This window comes from Curtobacterium sp. MCJR17_043 (assembly GCF_003224315.2).
Lineage (GTDB): Bacteria > Actinomycetota > Actinomycetes > Actinomycetales > Microbacteriaceae > Curtobacterium.
In genome coordinates, this window is the sequence record NZ_CP126259.1 from 1,688,920 (window position 1) to 1,708,188 (window position 19,269).

A 19,269-nucleotide genomic window follows, 5' to 3' on the forward strand; every position below is an offset into this window, starting at 1 on the left:
AGCAGGGCCTCGGACGGATGTCGATGTGGTCGCTGAACCGCGACACCACGTGCGGCTCGAACTACGTCAACCTCTCCACCGTGTCGAACTCCTGCTCGGGCGTGGACCAGGACGGTGTGCTCTTCGCCGACGTGCTCGGCAAGGGCTTCGGCGGCGGCATCGTCGCGGCCTCGGGCGACGTCACGAAGGCCGAGCCGTCCTCGACCGTGCAGCCGACCGACGACCCGTCGACGAGCCCGTACCCGGTGTGGGACGACGAGGCCTCCTACCTCGAGGGCACGAAGATCGTCTGGCACCGCAACGTCTACGAGGCGAAGTGGTGGACCTCGGGCGACCTGCCCGACGACGCCGTGCTCAGCGCGTACGAGACGCCGTGGCAGCTCGTCGGCCCGGTGCTCGCGGGGGGAGAAGCCGGTCGCACCGCTCACGCTGCCGAAGGGCACCTACGCGGGGTGGTCCGGGACAGCGGCGTACGACACGGGCGACCGGGTCCTGTTCGACGGCACGCCATACCAGGCCAAGTGGTGGAACACCGGCGAGAGCCCCGAGGCGTCCACGAGCGACCCGGACGGCTCGCCGTGGACCCGCCTGAAGGACGCCGAGGTGAAGGAGATCCTGCAGGACGTCCGCGCCGGGAAGGCAGCCCCGGAGGGCGCGACGCGCTGACGGGTCGCGGTCCGACAGTCACCGGACAGGAGGCTCCCCGCCGGTCGGCGGGGAGCCTCCTGTGTCCCCTGTGGACGGGGCTCTCGCCGACCGGCTGGTTTCCGATACGCTGGGCGACCAAGAGGAGGAGGTCCACGATGCCAGATCCAGTGGTCCCGCAGCCGGGACGACGAACCCCGGAGCAGCGGCTGGTCGACACCACGCTGACCTTCAGCATGGAGAACGCCGCGGCGCTCACGCCCGAGGCCGGAGTCTCCGCGGAAGAACGCGACGCGATCTCGGCGCTGCCGTCGGGGTCGGCGCTGCTCGTCGTCCGACGCGGTCCGAACGTCGGAGCACGGTTCCTCCTCGACTCCGACGTCACGACGGCCGGGCGGCACCCCGACGCCGACATCTTCCTCGACGACGTGACGGTGTCCCGCAAGCACGCGGACTTCATCCGCCGCGGGACGTCCTTCAGCGTGCAGGACCTCGGTTCCCTCAACGGGACGTACTTCGACGGTGTGCGCATCGACGAAGCGCTCCTCGTCGACGGGTCGGAAGTCCAGGTCGGCAAGTTCCGCCTGACGTTCTACGCCTCCCGGGTCGACCTGGCGCGCCTGGCGAACGCGTAGTGGCACCCCGCTCCGCTGCGGCGCGGGCGGTGTCGCCGGCACCGGACCTGCTCACGATCGGGCAGGTGCTGGCGCGGCTGAAGCCGGACTTCCCGGACCTGTCCAGCTCGAAGCTGCGGTTCCTCGAGGAACGCGAGCTGGTCACCCCGGTCCGGACGCAGAGCGGGTACCGGAAGTTCTCGCCGGCCGACGTCGACCGACTCCGGATCGTGCTCGGCCTGCAGCGGGACCACTACCTCCCGCTCAAGGTCATCAAGGAGTACCTCGCCGACCTCGACGCCGGCCGCGAGCCGACGCTGCCGGGCGGTGGGGACGTGCCCCGTCCGTCCATGCTCGGGCGGGAACGGCGGTACTCGCGCGACGAACTCCAGCGCGTGGCCGGAGCGTCCCCGATGCTCGTGGGGGGACGCGGTCTCGTCGTCCCTGCTCCCCCGCGGCGGACTCCTACGGGGAAGAGTCCGTCGGCGTCCTCAAGGCCCTCGTCGAGCTCCAGCGCTCCGGGATCGAGCCGCGACACCTGCGCACCTTCCGCGCGACCGCCGAGCGGGAGGTCGGGCTCATCGAGTCCGCACTCATGCCGGTGTCGCGGCGGGGTGACGCCACCTCGCGCGCCAAGGCGCTCGAACTCGCCCGGGAGATCGCCGGACACCTCGAGGTCATCCGTTCGTCACTCATCCGAGCGGCCATCGGTCGGCTCGACTCGTGAGCGCTCCGGAGCGGGTCGACCCTCGACGGCCGTCGGTGCCGGGGCATATCCTCGACACGCCGGACGCGCCGGAGCGGATGTCCCGCCTCCACGCCGCCCGACTCGCTACCGTGGACCTCGGAACAACTCTCAACCCGCTGTTGAAGCTTCGGGTGGGAGCTCGATCGTCGTGGAAGGCAAGCTGATGAGTGGGAACGATGTCCCCGGTACCCCGTCTGACATGACGCGGTACGACCTCGGGCTGCTGTTCACCGACGGCCTGCCCGAGCACGACGAACAGAACGGGTACCGCGGCACCGTCGCCGCCAAGGCAGCCGGCATCAGCTACCGGCAGCTCGACTACTGGGCCCGCACCGAACTCGTCCAGCCCACGATCCGCGGTGCTGCCGGTTCCGGGTCACAGCGCCTGTACGGCTTCCGCGACATCCTCGTGCTCAAGCTCGTCAAGCGCCTGCTCGACACCGGCATCTCCCTGCAGCAGATCCGCACCGCCGTGAACCAGCTCCGCGAAGCCGGCGTGAGCGACCTGGCGCAGACCACCCTGATGTCGGACGGTGCCTCGGTGTACCTGTGCACCTCCGACGACGAGGTCATCGACCTCGTGTCGCGCGGCCAGGGCGTCTTCGGCATCGCGGTCGGCAAGGTCCTGCGCGAGGTCGAGTCCTCGCTGGTCGAACTCGACGCCACCCCGGCCGAGGACCCGAGCGACGAGCTCGCCGCCCGCCGGGCGACGCGCGCCTCCTGACGCGCGGGGCGTTCGCCCGCTCGCGCCTTCACCGCCTCGGGGCTGACCGGCGGGATGCGCCGTCCGCCCCAGGTTCCGCAATTGCGGCATCTCGACGCTCCGGATGCCGGGAACCCGGAACCGCGACGAACGCGGGCGGCACGTCGTGGAACCTCGACACCACCGACCGCAGCCAGCGGGCGCGCAGACCGCGTCCCGCCGGCTCGTCGGCGTCCCGCGGGTTCGCCGAGCGGTCGCGGTCGAGCGCTTCGGCACGCTCGACCCGACGATCCGAGGCCGCTCGGCGACCTGAGTGGGCTGTCGTGACCGCTCGGCGACCTGACCGAGCTGGCGTCCGGTCCGGGAACGACGAAGGGCCACCCATCGGCGGCCCTTCACGACGTCCGACGCGGACTACTCCGCGCTGGCGCTCGCGCCGTCGGCGTACGGACCGATCTTGCCCGTGCGCATGATCCGCTCGAGCAGTTGGTCGAAGTTCCGCGCCATCTCCTGCGCGGACTCACCCGGCCACACGTGCAGGGGCTTCGCCGCACCCTGCGCCTGCTGGAGCGAGGTGCGCTCGGGCAGCTGCGGGGAGAGCACGAGCGGCCCGAACATGTCACGGAGTTCCTTGATGCGGAACTGGTGCTCGAGCGACTGCACGCGGGCGCGGTTGACGATGATGCCGAGGGGCTGGAGGCGCGGCGAGAGTCCGCGACGGATCTCCTCGATCGCGCGGAGGGCACGGTCGGCGGCGGCGACGGAGAACAGGCCGGGTTCGGTGACGACGGAGACGCGGTCCGACGCGGCCCAGGCGGTACGGGTCAGGGCGTTGAGCGACGGCGCGCAGTCGATGAGGACGAGGTCGTAGTCGGCTTCGACGTTCGCCAGGGCCTCCTCGAGCTTCCAGATGTCGCGGATCGACGGGTGCGGGCCGTCGAAGTTGATGGCCGAGGGCGATCCGACCATGACGTCGATCTTGCCCTGGGACCCCTTCGTCCAGCCGGAGGGGGGCGATCGCCTGACGGACGATCTTCTCCTTGGGGTTCTCGAGGACGTCGGCCACGTTGAGGTGGCCCGTCAGGTCGATGTCGAGTCCCGTCGACACGTCCGACTGGGGATCGAGGTCCACCACGAGGGTGCGCAGACCCTTGGCGAACGCTGCCGAGGTCAGGCCGAGTGTCACGGTCGTCTTGCCGACACCGCCCTTGAGCGAGCTCACGCTGAGTACATGCACGATGAGCAACGTTACCGCCAGTAGGGTTGTGAGACCTCAACCCGGGCTGAAAGGGACCTCGTGTTCGACAAGATCCTGGTCGCGAACCGTGGCGAGATCGCCATCCGGGCCTTCCGCGCGGCGTACGAGCTCGGTGCGCGCACCGTGGCGGTCTACCCGTACGAGGACCGCAACTCCCTGCACCGGCTGAAGGCCGACGAGGCGTACCTCATCGGGGAGCGTGGTCACCCGGTCCGTGCCTACCTGGACGTCTCCGAGATCATCCGCGTCGCCCGCGAGTCCGGTGCCGACGCGATCTACCCGGGCTACGGCTTCCTGTCCGAGAACCCCGAGCTCGCCGCGGCGGCCGCCGCCGCGGGCATCACCTTCATCGGTCCGGGTGAGCACGTGCTCGAGATGGCCGGCAACAAGGTCACCGCGAAGGAGCACGCGATCGCCGCCGGGGTCCCGGTCCTCGAGAGCACGCCGGCCAGCCGCGACGTCGACGAACTCGTCGCCGGCGCCGAGGCGATCGGGTTCCCGGTGTTCGCGAAGGCGGTCGCCGGTGGTGGCGGACGCGGCATGCGGCGGGTCGAGACGCCCGCGGAGCTCCGTCCGGCGCTCGAGGAGGCGATGCGCGAAGCCGACAGCGCCTTCGGTGACCCGACGATGTTCCTCGAGCAGGCGGTCCTGCGTCCACGGCACATCGAGGTGCAGATCCTCGCCGACGCGACCGGTGACGACGCGGGCACCATCCACCTGTTCGAGCGGGACTGCTCGGTGCAGCGGCGGAACCAGAAGGTCGTCGAGATCGCACCGGCGCCGAACCTGGACCCGTCGATCGCGGCGGCACTGCACCGCGACGCCGTGGCCTTCGCGCGCTCGATCGGCTACGTGAACGCGGGGACGGTCGAGTTCCTCCTCGACACCGTGGGGGGAGCGCGCCGGCCAGCACGTCTTCATCGAGATGAACCCGCGCATCCAGGTCGAGCACACCGTGACGGAAGAGGTCACCGACGTCGACCTCGTGCAGTCGCAGATGCGGATCGCCGCGGGGGGAGACGCTCGCCGATCTCGGTCTGTCGCAGGACGGCGTCGCGGTCCACGGCGCCGCGCTGCAGACCCGGATCACGACCGAGGACCCGACGCAGGGGTTCCGACCCGACACCGGCCGGATCACGACGTACCGCAGCCCGGGTGGCGCCGGCGTGCGGCTCGACGGCGGCACCGTCGCCACCGGCGCGCAGATCAGCCCGCACTTCGACTCGATGCTCGCGAAGATGACGTGCCGCGGTCGTGACTTCCCGGCGGCGGTCGCCCGCGCCCGTCGTGCCCTCGCCGAGTTCCGCATCCGCGGCGTCAGCACGAACATCCCCTTCCTGCAGGCCGTCCTCGAGGACCCGGACTTCGCCCGCGGGGACGTCTCGACCGCGTTCATCGGGGAACGCCCGCAGCTGTTCGACGGCCACGTGTCGAAGGACCGCGGTACGAAGGTGCTGAACTGGCTCGCGGACGTCACGGTCAACCGGCCGAACGGTTCGCCGGCCGCCCACGTGGTGGACCCGGCGCTGAAGCTCCCGGCCACGGACCTCGCTGCGCCGGTGCCGGCGGGGCAGCGCGACCTGCTGCTCCGGGTCGGCCCGGCCGCGTGGGCCGAGGCGCTGCGTGCGCAGACCGCCCTCGCCGTGACCGAGACGACGATGCGCGACGCGCACCAGTCGCTCCTCGCCACCCGCGTCCGTACCAAGGACCTCGTCGCGGTCGCCCCGCACGTCGCCAGGCTCACCCCGCAGCTGCTCAGCATGGAGGCGTGGGGCGGCGCGACCTACGACGTCGCGCTCCGGTTCCTCGGGGAGGACCCGTGGGAGCGCCTGACGGCGCTGCGCACGGCGATGCCGAACATCCCGATCCAGATGCTGCTGCGCGGACGCAACACCGTCGGGTACACGCCGTACCCGACGGAGGTGACCGACGCGTTCGTCGCCGAGGCCGCCGAGACCGGCGTCGACGTCTTCCGCGTGTTCGACGCGCTGAACGACGTGAGCCAGCTCCGCCCCGCCCTGGAGGCCGTGCTCGCCACGGGCACGGCGGTCGCCGAGGCGGCGCTCTGCTACACCGGCGACCTCCTGGACCCGGCGGAGGACCTGTACACGCTCGACTACTACCTCCGGTTGGCCGAGCAGATGGTCGAGGCCGGCGCGCACGTCATCGGGATCAAGGACATGGCGGGCCTCCTCCGCGCCGGGGCGGCCGAGCGGCTCGTCACCGCCCTGCGTGCGCGCTTCGACCAGCCCGTGCACGTGCACACGCACGACACCGCGGGCGGGCAGCTCGCGACCCTCATGGCGGCGTCCCGGGCCGGAGCGGACGCGGTCGACGTGGCCGCAGCCCCGATGGCGGGCACGACCAGCCAGCCGAGCATGTCGGCCCTGGTCGCGGCGCTCGCACACACCGAGCGGGACACGGGCATCGACCTCGGCGCCGTCGGCGACCTCGAGCCGTACTGGGAGGCGGTCCGCCGGGTGTACGCACCCTTCGAGTCCGGGCTCGCCGGCCCCACCGGCCGGGTCTACAAGCACGAGATCCCGGGCGGACAGTTGTCGAACCTCCGTCAGCAGGCCATCGCCCTCGGGCTCGGGGACCGCTTCGAGCAGGTCGAGGACTGGTACGCCGAGGCGAACCGGATCCTCGGTCGTCCGACGAAGGTCACGCCGTCCTCGAAGGTGGTCGGTGACCTCGCGCTGCAGCTCGCCGCGGTCGACGCCGACCCCGCGGACTTCGAGCAGCACCCGGAGAAGTACGACGTGCCGGACTCGGTGATCGGCTTCATGGCGGGGGGAGCTCGGTGACCTGCCCGGGGGGGTGGCCCGAGCCGTTCCGGTCGAAGGTCCTGGCCGGACGCGACGTCCGGATCGCCGTCACCCCGGTGCCGGAGCACGAGCGCGCCGCACTGGGCACCCCGGGCACCGTCCGGCAGCAGGCCCTGAACCGCCTGCTGTTCGAGCAGCCGACGCGCCGGTTCCAGGAGGTGCGGGACGAGTACGGTGACCTCTCCGTCGTGCCCACCGTCGACTACCTCTACGGCCTGCGCCAGGGGGAGGAGCACGTGGTGCCACTCGGCAAGGGCGTGAACCTGCTCGTCGGGCTCGAGGCGATCGGCGAGGTCGACGCCCAGGGCGTCCGGACCGTCATGGCGACCATGAACGGGCAGCTGCGGCCGGTGGCCGTGCGTGACCGCTCCGTCGTCGTCGAGACCAAGGCCGCCGAGCAGGCGGACCGGTCCGACCCGAAGCACGTCGCCGCCCCGTTCTCCGGGGTCGTGACGCTCAAGGTCGCCGTCGGTGACGTCGTCGAGGCCGGACAGGCCGTGGCGAGCATCGAGGCGATGAAGATGGAAGCGGCCATCACGGCCCCCGTCGCGGGGACCGTCGGCCGTCTCGCGATCCCGGTGACCCAGCAGGTGGACGCCGGCGACCTCTTGGTGGTGCTGCAGTAACGTGACCGTCCGTCCCATCCGCCTGTTCGGCGACCCCGTCCTCCGCTCGCCGGCCGATCCCGTCCGGATCGGTTCCGAGGGGATCCGCGAACTCGTCCAGGACCTCGTCGACACCGTCAAGGAGCCCGGTCGTGCCGGCGTCGCGGCGCCGCAGATCGGTGTCGGACTCCGTGCGTTCTCCTACAACGTCGACGGCGAGGTCGGGTACGTCCTCAACCCGGAGCTCGTCGAGACCGCGGGCGAGCCCGAACTCATGGACGAGGGGTGCCTGTCGGTGCCGGGTCTGGCGTACCCGACGCGACGGTTCCCCTACGCCAAGGTGCGCGGCGTCGATGTCGACGGTGCCGAGGTCGTGCTCGAGGGCACCGGCCTGATGGCGGAGGCCCTGCAGCACGAGTGCGACCACCTCGACGGCACGGTGTACGTCATGACGCTCGACCCGGAGACCCGGCGGCAGGCGCTGCGGGACATCCGCGCGCAGGACTGGTTCCACTGACCGCCGAACGCTGACCACCCCCCCCCCGAACTGGAGCGGGTTTGTCCGCTCAAGGGCGGACAGACCCCGGCGCCGGCGTTGTGTACGGTCACCTGGTACCGCCGCCGTGGCGGTCCAGGTCAGGGGATCAGCAGCATGCAGCAGCGTCACCGCGCGGCACGTCGTCGTACCGCGTCCATCGTCGTCCTCGCCGCCTTCGCGGCACTCGTCGGCACGACCATCAGCGTCGTCCCGGCACCCGAACGGGCAGCCGCAGCCACCCGTGAGGTCGAGTCACCCGACTTCGCCTCCGAGGTCTACGGCGACCCGTGGGACTACTCGAACACCGCCGACCAGAACACCGACGCCGTGGGCACCTCCGCATCGGTCTCCGGTGGCAACCTCCGGGTCGCGCTCCGCTCCGGGGACTCCGTCTCCCTCGTCGACACCGTGAGCGGCAGCCTGCCGTACGGCCGTGACGGCGCCTCGTTGCCGATCGACGCCTCGCGGTACAAGCGGCTGTCGTTCAAGATGAACCAGCCGTTCGACCGGCAGATCGGCGCGGTCTGGTGGTGGACCTGCCGCGAGAAGACCTCCGAGTGCGGTGGCGGCATCACCTTCCCGGTGACGCCGGGCACGAAGGTCTACGACCTGTCGCTGTCATCCGCGTCCACCCTGCAGTCGGGCCGCCCCTGGTCGGGGAAGATCGTCGCGCTCCGTCTCGACCCGGTCGTCCTGCCCGCGGGCAAGTCCGGCACGGCCCTCATCGACTGGACCCGCCTGCGCGGTGCGGGTGGCTCGCACGCCGCCTACCCGCCGGGGACCTACGGGGACGCCGTCGTCGCGCGCCGTCCGCGTCCGGTCGTCGACTCGCCGAACACGCGGCAGGGCGTCGACCTCGCCACCCGACAGCGCGGCAAGCCGTGGGTCTTCACGAGCGCGGGCAACGCGAGCGGCATCGGTGTGAAGTACGCCACGGTGCTCGGCTACGGCGCGGACGGGATGACCGCGCGGAACTCCGGCCAGTACCCCGGCGACTCGCAGCTCTCCCTGCCGGTGTCCCGCTTCAAGGCCGACTCGTACCACCACCTCTCCGTCGAGTACACGTACGACGGCCCGTTCTCGCTCGCGGGGACCCCGGGTGGCGGCAAGATGGCGCGGCTCATCTGGTGGGACCCGTCGTCGACCATCCCGCAGATCGGCAACGACATGCTCACCTGGTCGGGCGGCAACGCCCGTCGGATCGAGATCGACCTGAGTGCCCAGAACGACCTCGACGAGGACGCCCTGAACCCGAAGCTCGGGTGGAAGGGTCGCACCATCTCGCAGCTCCGGTTCGACCCGAACGAGGACCCGGGTGCGCTCACCTGGCACCTCAAGGCCCTGCACCTGCGGACCGACCCGAGCGCGAACGGCGCGACCCTCGTGAAGTTCCACGACGCGGCCTGGGTCTCCGGGGCCAAGGCGACCGTCTCGGTGGCCCGCAGCGGCTCCGGGACGTGGCACACGGTGGCGAAGAACGTCGCCGTCAAGAAGGGGACGAACTCGGTCCGCTGGGCACTGGGCAGCCTCCCCGAGGCCAAGTACCGCGTCCGCGTGTCGATCACACACCCGGGCGTCTCGACGGCCAGCGCGAAGTCGTCGGCCGTCATCGCGATGCGCCGCTGAGCACCCGACCGCGGCCCGTGCGCCGCGGTCGGGTGACACCCGGACGTGGGATTGTCGGTCCTCGTCGAGGACGGAGTACCGTACTCGGGTCGGTCACCCCACCGATGACGATCCCACGCACGAGGACGAGCACGATGGCACCTCAGAACGACGAGCTCAGCTCGCACCGCACCCGCACCAACCGCCGACCCGAACCGGTCTCGACGGGAGCCGCCGCGACGGCGGTCCTCGACCCGATCGACTCGCCGGAGGTCCCGCAGGCGTAGCGGCGCGACCCGACCGGTCCCCGCCGGTCCGGGCGCGCCAGGACCACCGGAGGCCCGTCACCGTTCCCACGGTGACGGGCCTCCGGTGCTCTCACGAGTCAGTGGCGACGGCGCTCCTGCACGACGGGCGTCGACGTCGTCTGCACCTTCGACCCCGAGTAGATGTGGTCGATGTCCGCGGCGAAGTCGCGCAGCACGACCGAGCGCTTCACGGTGAGCTTCGGCGTGAGGTGCCCGGAGGCCTCGGTCAGGTCAGCGTCGACGACCGAGAACGAGCGGATCGACTCCGCGCGCGAGACCCGGCCGTTCGCGGCGTCCACCGCCTCCTGCACGGCCTGCTGCACCCGCTCGTCGTGGACGGCCTGCCGGGGCGTCAGCGCGGGCTCGATCCCGCGCGCCGCACACCAGCCCGGGAGCATCTCGCGGTCGAGCGTGACGAGGGCCGCGACGAACGGCTTGCCCTCGCCCACGACCACGACCTGACCGACCACCGGGTGCTCGCGGACGGCGTCCTCGAGCGGCGCCGGCGCGACGTTCTTGCCGCTCGCGGTGACGATGAGCTCCTTCGCGCGCCCGGTCACGGTGAGGACCCCGTCGGCGTCCAGCCGGCCGAGGTCGCCGGTGCGGAACCAGCCGTCGCGGAACGCCGCCGCCGTCGCCTCCGGGTTCCGCCAGTAGCGGTCGAAGACGTCGACCCCGCGGATCAGGATCTCCTGGTCGTCCGCGATCCGGACCTCCACGCCCGGCAGGGCACGACCGACGGTGCCGATCCGCAGCTCCGTCGCACGGTTCACCGTCGCGGGCGCGGTCGTCTCCGTGAGGCCGTACCCCTCGAGGATGACGACGCCGATCGAGCGGAAGAAGTGGGACAGGCGCGGGGAGAGCGGTGCGGACCCGCTGATCGCGTAGCGGACCCGACCGCCGAGTGCGTCCCGGAGCTTCGCGTACACGAGCTTGTCGAAGAGCCGGAAGCGCAGCGTGAGGCCGAGCGGCACCCGACCGGCCGCGACGGCCTCGGAGTGCGCCACGGCGGTCGCGGCTGCCGCGCGGAAGACCCTGCCCTTGCCCCCGAGGTCGGCCTTCTGCTCGGACGAGTTGTAGATCTTCTCGAACACCCGGGGGGACCGCGAGCAGGAAGGTCGGCTTGAAGGTCGACACCGCCCTCAGCAGGTCCTTCGTGTCCGGTTCGTGGCCGACGAGCACGCCGGCGGAGACCGACATCGCGGCGATGAACCGGGCGAACACGTGGGCCATCGGGATGAAGAGCAGGGTGGAGGCGTCCCCGGCCACCACCTCCGACATCGCCTCGGTGGCGTTCTCCACGGTGGCGGTGAAGTTGTCGTGCCGGAGCACGCAGCCCTTCGGGCGCCCGGTCGTCCCGGAGGTGTAGATGATCGTGGCGTCGTCGCGCCCGGACACCGTGGCCGTCCGGCCGTCGAGCTCCTCGTCGCTGACGTCCTCACCGAGGCGGGTCAGGTCGTCGAGACCGCCGCCGTCGATCGTCCAGTGCTGGCCGAGGTGCGGCAGGTCGGCGGCGATGCCGGCGACCCGTCGGGCGTGCTCCTCCTGCTCGACGACGATCGCGACGGACTCGGAGTCGGCCAGGACGTGCCGGATCTGGTCCGGCGCGCTCGTCTCGTACACCGGGACGGACACGAGACCCGCGGTCCACACCGCGAAGTCGACGAGTGTCCACTCCATCCGCGTGCGCGAGAGGATCGCCACGTGGGCGCCGGGCTGCAGCCCCGCTGCGACGAAGCCCTTCGCGATGCCGCGGACGCGCGCGAGGACGTCGGCGGCGCTGATGCCGGTCCAGGTGTCGCCGGTGCGCTCGGCGAGGATCGGACGGTCGGGCGTGAGCTTCGCCCGGTCGGAGAGCAGGCGGGCCGCTGAACCGTGGTCCGGTGCGACCGGGCCGGCGCCGTGTTCGGCAGGGGACCCGCCCCTGCTGGTGGACGTGGTGCGGTCGGCACGCTGATCGGTCACGGCAACTCCCTCGTCGGCCGGTTCGATGTGAGTCCGCTCATCGTCGAGACGGCTCACACTCAGCATAGGACGACTCCTCCGGAGTTCGGTGAGCGTCCACCCGTTCGGTGCGCCGCCGCCGAACCGGTAGGCTGCGTGTTCGTGCATGCCATCGGAATCGACATCGGGGGGCACCAAGATCGCGGGAGCGGTCGTCACGGAGCTCGGCGAGATCCTCGCCGAGGACCGCGTCGCCACGAACGCTGCGGACCCGATCGCCATGCTCGACGACGTCGTGTCGATGGTCGAGCGCCTCAGCCTCCAGCACCAGGTCGGTGCGGTGGGGGGTCGCGGCGCCGGGCTTCATCGACGCATCGCAGTCGATCGTCTACTACACGCCGAACATCCGCTGGCGGAACGAACCCCTGCGCCAGAAGCTGCAGGAGCGTCTCGGCGACCTGCACATCACCGTCGACAACGACGCGAACGCCGCCGGGTGGGCCGAGTTCCGCTTCGGTGCCGGTCGCCTGGTGTCGGACATGACCATGCTGACCATCGGCACCGGTGTCGGGGGGCGCGATCGTCACCGAGGACCGCCTGTTCCGTGGCGGGTTCGGCACCGGCGGCGAGATCGGGCACCTCCGCATCGTCCCGAACGGCCTGCCCTGTGGGTGCGGCGCGCGCGGGTGCATCGAGCAGTACGGCTCGGGCCGCGCCCTCCAGCGGATGGCGAACGACGTCGCGGACGCCGGTGGCATCGGCGTGGCACTGGCCGAGGCCCGTGACGCGAACGGCGGCCACCTGGACGGCGCGGTCGTCGGGGACCTCATCCTGGCCGACGACCCCGGCGCCCTCGCCGCGCTGCGTCGGCTCGGACGGCACCTGGGCGAGGCGTGCGCGTCGTTGTCCGCGGTGCTCGACCCGCAGCTGTTCGTGTTCGGCGGCGGGGTCGCCAGCGCCGGGGACCGGCTGCTCGAGCCGATCAAGCAGGCGTACCTCAACAACCTCCCGGCCCGCGGCTACCACCCGGAGCCGGACTTCGTGATCGCCGAGCTCGTCAACGACGCGGGGGGTGGTCGGTGCCGCCGACCTCGCCCGCATCCACGCCCGCACGGCCTGACCACACCCCACCCGACGGAGTCGACGATGCTCTACTGGCTGCTGAAGAACTTCGTGCTCGGCCCGCTCATCCTGACGCTGTTCCGGCCGTGGGTGATCGGCCGCGAGAACGTCCCGCGGTCCGGGCCGGTCATCTTCGCGTCGAACCACGTGTCGTTCATCGACTCCGTGATCCTCCCCGCTGTGCTCGACCGGCGGATGTCGTTCCTCGCGAAGAGCGACTACTTCACCGGCCGCGGGCTGAAGGGCTGGGCGACGAAGACGTTCTTCAACGCGATCGGGCAGCTCCCCATCGACCGCTCCGGCGGCAAGGCATCGGAGGCCTCGCTCCGCACCGGGCTGCAGGTCCTGGCCCGCGGCGAGCAGCTCGGCATCTACCCGGAGGGCACGCGCAGCCCGGACGGCAAGCTCTACCGCGGCCGGACCGGCATCGCCCGGATGGTCCTGGAGGGCCGGGTCGTCGTCGTGCCCGTCGCGATGGTCGGCACCCGCGAGGTCCAGCAGATCGGCCAGAAGTTCCCGAAGTTCAAGCGCGTCGGCGTCGTCTTCGGCAAGCCGCTCGACTTCTCCCGCTTCGAGGGACTCGAGACCGACCGCTTCATCCTCCGCAGCGTCACGGACGAGATCATGCACGAGCTCCGCGGGCTGAGCCGGCAGCAGTACGAGGACGTCTACGCGACGAGCGTCAAGGAGCGCGCGACGACCGCCCGGGAGACCGTCATGCGGGAGCGTCGGGTCACACCCGGACGGTAGGCTCGGACAGTCCCGCAACCGTCGGGACGCCGTCCCGGCGACGGCCGCGTGCGACCAGAACACCGAGGTGCAGCCTTGTCCGAGTCGATCGACTCCCTCACCCTGCAGGACCCTGACGTGATCGCGGGGCTCGACCACTGGCGCACGCTCCCGATCAAGCAGCAGCCGACCTGGCCGGACCCCGCCGCTGCCGAGGCCGCCTCCGCGGAGATCGCCACGCTGCCGCCGCTCGTCTTCGCGGGCGAGGTCGACCAGCTGCGCGACCGCCTGGCCGCCGCCGCCCAGGGCAGGGCGTTCCTGCTGCAGGGCGGTGACTGCGCCGAGACCTTCGCCGGCGCCACCGCGGACTCGATCCGCGACCGCGTGAAGACCATCCTGCAGATGGCCGTCGTGCTCACCTACGGTGCGTCGACCCCGGTCATCAAGATGGGCCGCATGGCCGGGCAGTTCGCGAAGCCCCGGTCGAGCGACCTCGAGACCCGGGGGGGGACGTCACCCTGCCGGCCTACCGCGGTGACATCGTGAACGGGTACGACTTCACCCCGGAGTCCCGCCAGGCCGACCCGCGTCGGCTCGTGCAGGGCTACCACACGGCGGCGTCCACCCTGAACCTCGTCCGCGCCTTCACGCAGGGCGGGTTCGCCGACCTGCGCCAGGTGCACTCGTGGAACAAGGGCTTCGCGGCGAACCCGGCGAACGCCCGGTACGAGAACCTGGCGGCCGAGATCGACCGTGCCATCCAGTTCATGGCCGCGTGCGGCGCCGACTTCGAGGCGCTCAAGCACGTCGAGTTCTACGCCTCGCACGAGGGCCTGCTCATGGACTACGAGCGCCCGATGACCCGGATCGACTCCCGGTCGGGTCAGGCGTACGACACGTCCGGCCACTTCATCTGGATCGGGGAGCGCACTCGCGACCTCGACGGGGCGCACGTCGACTTCCTGTCCCGCGTGCGGAACCCGATCGGCGTCAAGCTCGGGCCGACGACGAGCGTCGACGACATGCGGGCCCTCATCGAGAAGCTCGACCCGGAGCGCGAGCCGGGCCGCCTGACCTTCATCACCCGGATGGGTGCCGGCCGGATCCGCGACGAGCTCCCGAAGCTGCTCGAGGCGGCCAAGGGCATGGACGCGAACCCGCTCTGGGTGACCGACCCGATGCACGGCAACGGGCTCACCACGCCGAACGGGTACAAGACCCGCCGGTTCGACGACGTCGTGGACGAGGTCCTCGGGTTCTTCGAGGTGCACCGCGCGGTCGGCACGTACCCGGGCGGCATGCACGTCGAGCTCACGGGCGACGACGTCACCGAGTGCCTGGGTGGCTCGGAGCACATCGACGAGGCGACCCTCGCCACCCGGTACGAGTCGCTCTGCGACCCGCGCCTCAACCACATGCAGTCGCTCGAGCTCGCCTTCCTGGTGGCCGAGGAGCTCCGCGCGCACCCGTCCGTCGCGCGCTGATCGACGCCGCCACCAGCGGCGGTCGCCCCGACGCACCCCGCTGACGGACAGGAGGCCCGACACCGGACCGGTGACGGGCCTCCCGTCCGTCCGGCCTCCCGTTCGCCCGGCCGTCCGGTCGTCCGAGGGCTACTGGTCGTAGGCCAGGGTGACGGTGTCGCCCTTGTGCACGGTGGTGCCCGGCGCCGGGTCGGTCGAGCGCACGGGGAGCTTGCTCTCCCAGTCGTAGAACCCGCAGAGGATGTTCGTGCAGTCGGGGTAGGTGACCTCGAGGCCGAGCGCCTCGAGCGTCGAGCGCGCCTCGTCGACGGTGTCGCCGGAGACGTCGGGGGAGGGCGATCGGCGCCGGTCCCTGCGAGACGACGACGTCCACGGCCGAGCCCTTCACCGCCGGGTCGTCGGTCACCGTCGCGGACATGACCTGGCCGGTCGGGACGTCCTCGCTGTACTGCTGCGTCTGGGCACCGAGTTCGAGGCCGACGGCGGCGAGGGCGGCCCTGGCGTCGTCGACGGTCTTCCCGGTGACGTCCGGGACGGCTCCGAGTGAGACGGTCAGGGTCACGGGTCCGCGTTCGGGGTAGTGCTCGACCGTGGTCAGGTCGACGGCGCCGGAGCCGTCCCGGCCGGTCGCGGCGATCACGGCGTCGGCGGGCACGTCGGCGGAGAACTCGTACCGCGGGTCCTGCAGCCGGAAGTCGTCGTCGAGGGCGGCCTGCGCGGTGGAGACGGACTGACCGACGATCGCCGGGAGGGCGATCATGCGGGGGGCCGCTCGAGACGACGATGCGGACCGCCGTGCCCTTCCGGACCTCGCGGTCCGTGGGCGGCTGGGTCGCGGTGACCAGGCCGGCCTCGACGGACAGGTCGGGACGGCTGGTCGTCGCGGCCGCGGCACGCAGGCCGGTCGACTCGAGGCTCTGGCGCACCTGCTGGACGGTCTTGCCGGCGACGGCGGGGATCCGGACGTTGCCGCCGGGGCCGGGGCCGTACCACGCGGCGATGCCCGCGCCGACGAGCGCGAGGACGACCACGACCACGAGGGCGATCCACCCGCGCTTCCGCCGCTTGACCGACTTGTCCGCGAGCCGCTGCCCGGCGGGGGGAGAGCGCGGCGGTGACGGCGCCGGTCCGTCGCGGCCCGGGCGCCGATCGGCCGCCGGGCCGACGCGGCGGGGTCTCCTGCGTCCCGCGGCGGTCGAGCACCGTGGTGTCGTGTTCGCTCGCGTCCTCGACGTCGTCGCCGGAGGTCGCTGCGCCGGCGCTGCCACCCGACGGGAGGATCGCGGTCGCGTTCTCGGGGCGGAGGACGGCCGTCCGGTACTGGCCGGTGGCACGCTGCTGCCCGCCGGCCATGTGGTCGAGCATCTCGCGGGCGTCACGGGGTCGGTCGCGGGGGGTCCCGTGCGGTGGCCCAGGCGACGAGGTCGTCGAGCTCCGCCGGGACGCCGGGCAGCGCGGCGCTCGGCGCCGGGACGGTGCCGTTGGCGTGCTGGTAGGCGATCTGCATCGGCTGCTCGCCCTTGTAGGGCTGCTCGCCGGTGAGCATCTCGTAGAGCATGATGCCGAGCGCGTAGATGTCGCTCCGCGAGTCCGCGGCGCCACGGGTGACGAGTTCGGGGGGAGAGGTACGCGATGGTCCCGAGCAGGGCCGCACCCGTGGCCGTGTTCGCGGTGGTGGCCCGGGCGAGCCCGAAGTCGCCGAGCTTGATCCGGCCGTCGTCGGCGAGCAGCACGTTCTCGGGCTTCAGGTCGCGGTGCACGATCCCGGCGCGGTGCGCGGACGCCAGCCCGGCGAGGACGGCCCGGAGGATGTCGGTCGCCTGCTCCGGCGTGAGGGCGCGGTGCTCCTGCAGGAGGTCGCGGAGCGTGATGCCCGGGATGTACTCCATGACGATGTAGACGCAGTCGTCCTCGGCACCCTGGTCGTAGACGCCGACGAGGTTGGGGTGGGAGAGGCGGGCGGCCGAACGGGCCTCCTGGATGAACCGCTCCCGGAACGCCTGGTCGTCCGCGAGGTGGCCGTGCATGATCTTGACGGCGACGCGGCGCTCGAGGCGGACGTCGGTGGCGAGGTACACGGTCGCCATGCCGCCCCGCGCGATGCGGGAGCGGACGCGGTACCGCTGATCGATCATGCGACCGATCATCGGGTCCGTGGCGGCGTTCGTGGTCATCTGCGGCATTCTACGAAGCGGTGCACCGGACGAGCACACCGGCGCACCGGTCGTTACACGATCTCGACCGGAGGGATGACCCGGGGATCGGAGTCAGGCCGGGGACGACCGGCTCAGAGCGAGCGGAGCCAGGCGGCCGCCGACTGCTCCCACTGGGCGTAGGCCTTCGGGTACGCGGACAGCTGGACGGCCTGGGCGGCCTCGGTGACGCTCATCGACGACCAGCCGGGGACGTCGAGGAGCCCCCCGGGTGACACCCGGGTTGGGGTTCCGCGAGCCGCCGAAGAACAGCTCCGAGGCGTACACGGTGTCCTGGAGCTGCGCGGGCGTCCCCCCAGCCCTGGCTCGGCCGCTGCTGGAACAGCCCGACCGAGTCGCGGTCGCCGTGCGCGAGGTTGCGGAGGCTCGACTCCTGCATCGCCGTCGCCAGCGCGATGACGAGCCCGCGGTCGGGCACCCCGAGCGACCGGCCGACGCGGACGATGGTCGCCGCGTTCGCGCGCTGTTCGCTGGACAGGGACGCCCCGCTCGTCGGGAGGACCAGGGTGCCGCCGGCGTAGATCGTGCTCGTGTAGGTCAGACCGTTCGCGGCGAGCAGGGACGCGACGGACACGCCGTGGGTCGTCGCGACCGATGCGATGGTGTCGCCGTCACCGATCGTGACCGAGCCGCCGCGGACGACGGCCGACGACGTGGTCGGGCCGGCGGACGGTGCCACGGGCCCGGCGGTGGTCGCGGTCTTCGTCGCGCTCGCGGTGCCGGCGGGGACGCGGAGGGTCTGGCCCGGGTAGATGACGCTGCGCTGGGACAGCTCGTTCGCGGTGAGGAGCGCGGCGGTCGAGACGCCGACCTTGGCGGCGATCCCCGAGACGGTGTCGCCCTGCTTGACGTGGTAGCTCGCGGTGCCGGACGCCGTGGACTGCGCGGCGCCGACCGGGGTCGATGCGAGGCGGAGCGTCTGCCCGGCGTGGATGATCGTGTTCCAGCCGAGGCCGTTGCGGACGAGGATCTCCTGCGCGGAGAGGCCGTACCGGGCCGCGATGCCGGAGACGGTGTCGCCCTGCTGCACCGTGTACGTCGTCGGCGCGGCGGTGCGCGTCGCGGCGACGGTGGTGGCGACCGGCGTCGCGGGGCGCGCCACGGCCGTGGCGAACACCGGGCGTGACCCGAGGTCCCGGTCCACGTGGACGTCCCGGTCCGCGTCGACGTGACGCTTCCCGGTGTCGTCGTCGTGGCGCTGCTCGGCGTGCGCGATCGGTCCGGTCAGCCCGGCGGTCACGGCGATCGTGCCGGCCAGGACGATCGGCATGGTGGCGAAGCGGGCGGAGCGGATGCGGCGCGCTGCCTCGTCTGCGGTCGTGTCCCTGTCCACGGTCGTTCTCCTGTCTCCGCACGTCGTCGGCACGGGGTGGCTCTGGCGGCCGTGCGCGCACGTCACGCACAGGTGACCACACGCTGACACGCCGGTGGTCCCAAGTCAACCAGAGAGTCGGGTGATGCGGGTGTGACTGCTGTGACTCAGCGGGGAATCGGCCGCCCGACACGACGCTGTTCACCGCCGTGGTGTGCTGCGCGAGCCCGCCCGGCTCTGGCACGATGGTCCCCGTGAGTGCCCTTCCCGGAGACGACGCCCTGTCCGAACGCTGGTTGACCGTGCCCGACCTGGTCGACCTGCTGGGGGGTGAGCCCCGGCCGTGTCCACCGTCTGTTCGAGGAGCGCACGCTGCTCCCCGCCCGCGTCGACGGCGTGCTCCGCGTCCCCGTCGAGTTCCTCGACGGCACCGAGCCGCTGCCCGCGTTGCGCGGCACCCTCATCGTCCTCGGCGACAACGGGCTCACCGACGACGAGGCCGTGCGGTGGATGCTGACGCACGACGACGCGATGGGGACGACGCCCGTCGCCGCCCTGCGCGCCAACCGCAAGGCGGAAGTGCGCCGCGCGGCCCAGGCACTGCTCTAGACGC

General features: G+C 71.9%; 11 protein-coding genes and 9 pseudogenes. 13 read left to right on the plus strand and 7 right to left on the minus strand.

Features of this window, described 5'->3' with window-relative positions; genetic code table 11:
* The first annotated feature begins 114 nt into the window (after positions 1-114).
* From DEJ15_RS18255 to DEJ15_RS08845, 5 genes and pseudogenes are all read left to right on the plus strand, one after another.
* Entirely contained in the window at positions 115-666 is a 552-nt protein-coding gene (locus DEJ15_RS18255) for a carbohydrate-binding protein (RefSeq protein ID WP_349814874.1), read from the plus strand.
* A gap of 137 nt (positions 667-803) precedes the next feature.
* Positions 804-1,280, plus strand: a complete 477-nt coding sequence (locus DEJ15_RS08830; RefSeq protein ID WP_110825255.1) for an FHA domain-containing protein — start codon at positions 804-806, stop codon at positions 1,278-1,280.
* Positions 1,280-1,986: pseudogene (ftsR, locus tag DEJ15_RS08835) on the plus strand (transcriptional regulator FtsR). Before DEJ15_RS08830 ends, ftsR begins: the two are co-directional and overlap by 1 nt.
* Before the next feature lie 184 nt (positions 1,987-2,170).
* Positions 2,171-2,731, plus strand: coding sequence for a MerR family transcriptional regulator (locus tag DEJ15_RS08840; RefSeq protein ID WP_110825505.1), 561 nt, complete (start codon positions 2,171-2,173; stop codon positions 2,729-2,731).
* Between the two features lie 103 nt (positions 2,732-2,834).
* Positions 2,835-3,023 carry a hypothetical protein gene (locus tag DEJ15_RS08845; protein ID WP_110825257.1) on the plus strand — a complete coding sequence of 63 codons (189 nt, stop codon included), beginning with the start codon at positions 2,835-2,837 and terminating at the stop codon, positions 3,021-3,023.
* A 101-nt stretch (positions 3,024-3,124) separates the two neighbouring features.
* Here the strand turns inward: DEJ15_RS08845 and DEJ15_RS08850 are convergent.
* Positions 3,125-3,947: pseudogene (locus tag DEJ15_RS08850) on the minus strand (ParA family protein).
* 60 nt (positions 3,948-4,007) lie between these two features.
* Between DEJ15_RS08850 and DEJ15_RS08855 the strand changes: the two are divergent.
* The 4 genes and pseudogenes from DEJ15_RS08855 to DEJ15_RS08870 all read left to right on the plus strand — a co-directional run bounded on the left by DEJ15_RS08855 (position 4,008) and on the right by DEJ15_RS08870 (position 9,831).
* Positions 4,008-7,422, plus strand: a pseudogene (locus DEJ15_RS08855) (pyruvate carboxylase).
* Position 7,423: 1 nt separating this feature from the next.
* Positions 7,424-7,918: a peptide deformylase gene (locus tag DEJ15_RS08860; RefSeq protein ID WP_110825259.1), complete on the plus strand. Its 495-nt coding sequence runs from the start codon at positions 7,424-7,426 to the stop codon at positions 7,916-7,918.
* A gap of 135 nt (positions 7,919-8,053) precedes the next feature.
* Positions 8,054-9,565 (plus strand): hypothetical protein, encoded by a 1,512-nt coding sequence (locus DEJ15_RS08865; RefSeq protein WP_110825260.1) that lies wholly within the window; start codon positions 8,054-8,056, stop codon positions 9,563-9,565.
* Between the two features lie 134 nt (positions 9,566-9,699).
* Positions 9,700-9,831 carry a hypothetical protein gene (locus DEJ15_RS08870; protein WP_258365980.1) on the plus strand — a complete coding sequence of 44 codons (132 nt, stop codon included), beginning with the start codon at positions 9,700-9,702 and terminating at the stop codon, positions 9,829-9,831.
* A gap of 98 nt (positions 9,832-9,929) precedes the next feature.
* Here DEJ15_RS08870 and DEJ15_RS19475 read toward each other — a convergent pair.
* Positions 9,930-11,712, minus strand: a pseudogene (locus DEJ15_RS19475) (AMP-dependent synthetase/ligase).
* A 246-nt stretch (positions 11,713-11,958) separates the two neighbouring features.
* Here DEJ15_RS19475 and DEJ15_RS08880 point away from each other — a divergent pair.
* The 3 genes and pseudogenes from DEJ15_RS08880 to DEJ15_RS08890 all read left to right on the plus strand — a co-directional run bounded on the left by DEJ15_RS08880 (position 11,959) and on the right by DEJ15_RS08890 (position 15,131).
* Positions 11,959-12,916: pseudogene (locus DEJ15_RS08880) on the plus strand (ROK family protein).
* 26 nt (positions 12,917-12,942) lie between these two features.
* Positions 12,943-13,668: a lysophospholipid acyltransferase family protein gene (locus DEJ15_RS08885; RefSeq protein ID WP_110825262.1), complete on the plus strand. Its 726-nt coding sequence runs from the start codon at positions 12,943-12,945 to the stop codon at positions 13,666-13,668.
* A gap of 117 nt (positions 13,669-13,785) precedes the next feature.
* A pseudogene (locus DEJ15_RS08890) lies at positions 13,786-15,131 on the plus strand (class II 3-deoxy-7-phosphoheptulonate synthase).
* On the opposite strand, the gene DEJ15_RS19480 reads toward DEJ15_RS08890, so the two are convergent.
* The 5 genes and pseudogenes from DEJ15_RS19480 to DEJ15_RS08910 form a co-directional block, all read right to left on the minus strand.
* A complete protein-coding gene (locus DEJ15_RS19480) occupies positions 15,055-15,891 on the minus strand; it encodes a PASTA domain-containing protein (protein ID WP_284174835.1) in 837 nt (278 codons plus the stop codon). The pseudogene DEJ15_RS08890 and the gene DEJ15_RS19480 overlap by 77 nt on opposite strands.
* Positions 15,892-15,961: 70 nt before the next feature.
* Positions 15,962-16,510: pseudogene (locus tag DEJ15_RS08900) on the minus strand (hypothetical protein); the annotation flags it as partial.
* Positions 16,507-16,785 carry a protein kinase domain-containing protein gene (locus DEJ15_RS19485; protein ID WP_502866086.1) on the minus strand — a complete coding sequence of 93 codons (279 nt, stop codon included), beginning with the start codon at positions 16,783-16,785 and terminating at the stop codon, positions 16,507-16,509. The gene DEJ15_RS19485 and the pseudogene DEJ15_RS08900, both read right to left, overlap by 4 nt.
* 19 nt (positions 16,786-16,804) lie before the next feature.
* Positions 16,805-17,314 (minus strand): annotated as a pseudogene (locus DEJ15_RS19490) (protein kinase domain-containing protein); the annotation flags it as partial.
* 104 nt (positions 17,315-17,418) lie between these two features.
* Positions 17,419-18,614: pseudogene (locus tag DEJ15_RS08910) on the minus strand (LysM peptidoglycan-binding domain-containing protein).
* Between the two features lie 372 nt (positions 18,615-18,986).
* Here DEJ15_RS08910 and DEJ15_RS08915 point away from each other — a divergent pair.
* Positions 18,987-19,265 (plus strand): Rv2175c family DNA-binding protein, encoded by a 279-nt coding sequence (locus tag DEJ15_RS08915; RefSeq protein WP_349814677.1) that lies wholly within the window; start codon positions 18,987-18,989, stop codon positions 19,263-19,265.
* The last annotated feature ends 4 nt before the right edge of the window (positions 19,266-19,269 follow it).

What these genes read in the sequence shown, in the direction of transcription:
- DEJ15_RS08830 (WP_110825255.1), top strand. Translation starts at nt 804, where the DNA reads ATGCCAGATCCAGTGGTCCCGCAGCCGGGACGACGAACCCCGGAGCAG.
- DEJ15_RS08840 (WP_110825505.1), top strand. Translation starts at nt 2,171, where the DNA reads ATGAGTGGGAACGATGTCCCCGGTACCCCGTCTGACATGACGCGGTAC.
- DEJ15_RS08845 (WP_110825257.1), top strand. Translation starts at nt 2,835, where the DNA reads ATGCCGGGAACCCGGAACCGCGACGAACGCGGGCGGCACGTCGTGGAA.
- DEJ15_RS08865 (WP_110825260.1), top strand. Translation starts at nt 8,054, where the DNA reads ATGCAGCAGCGTCACCGCGCGGCACGTCGTCGTACCGCGTCCATCGTC.
- DEJ15_RS08870 (WP_258365980.1), top strand. Translation starts at nt 9,700, where the DNA reads ATGGCACCTCAGAACGACGAGCTCAGCTCGCACCGCACCCGCACCAAC.
- DEJ15_RS08885 (WP_110825262.1), top strand. Translation starts at nt 12,943, where the DNA reads ATGCTCTACTGGCTGCTGAAGAACTTCGTGCTCGGCCCGCTCATCCTG.
- DEJ15_RS19480 (WP_284174835.1), bottom strand. Translation starts at nt 15,891, where the DNA reads ATGATCGCCCTCCCGGCGATCGTCGGTCAGTCCGTCTCCACCGCGCAG.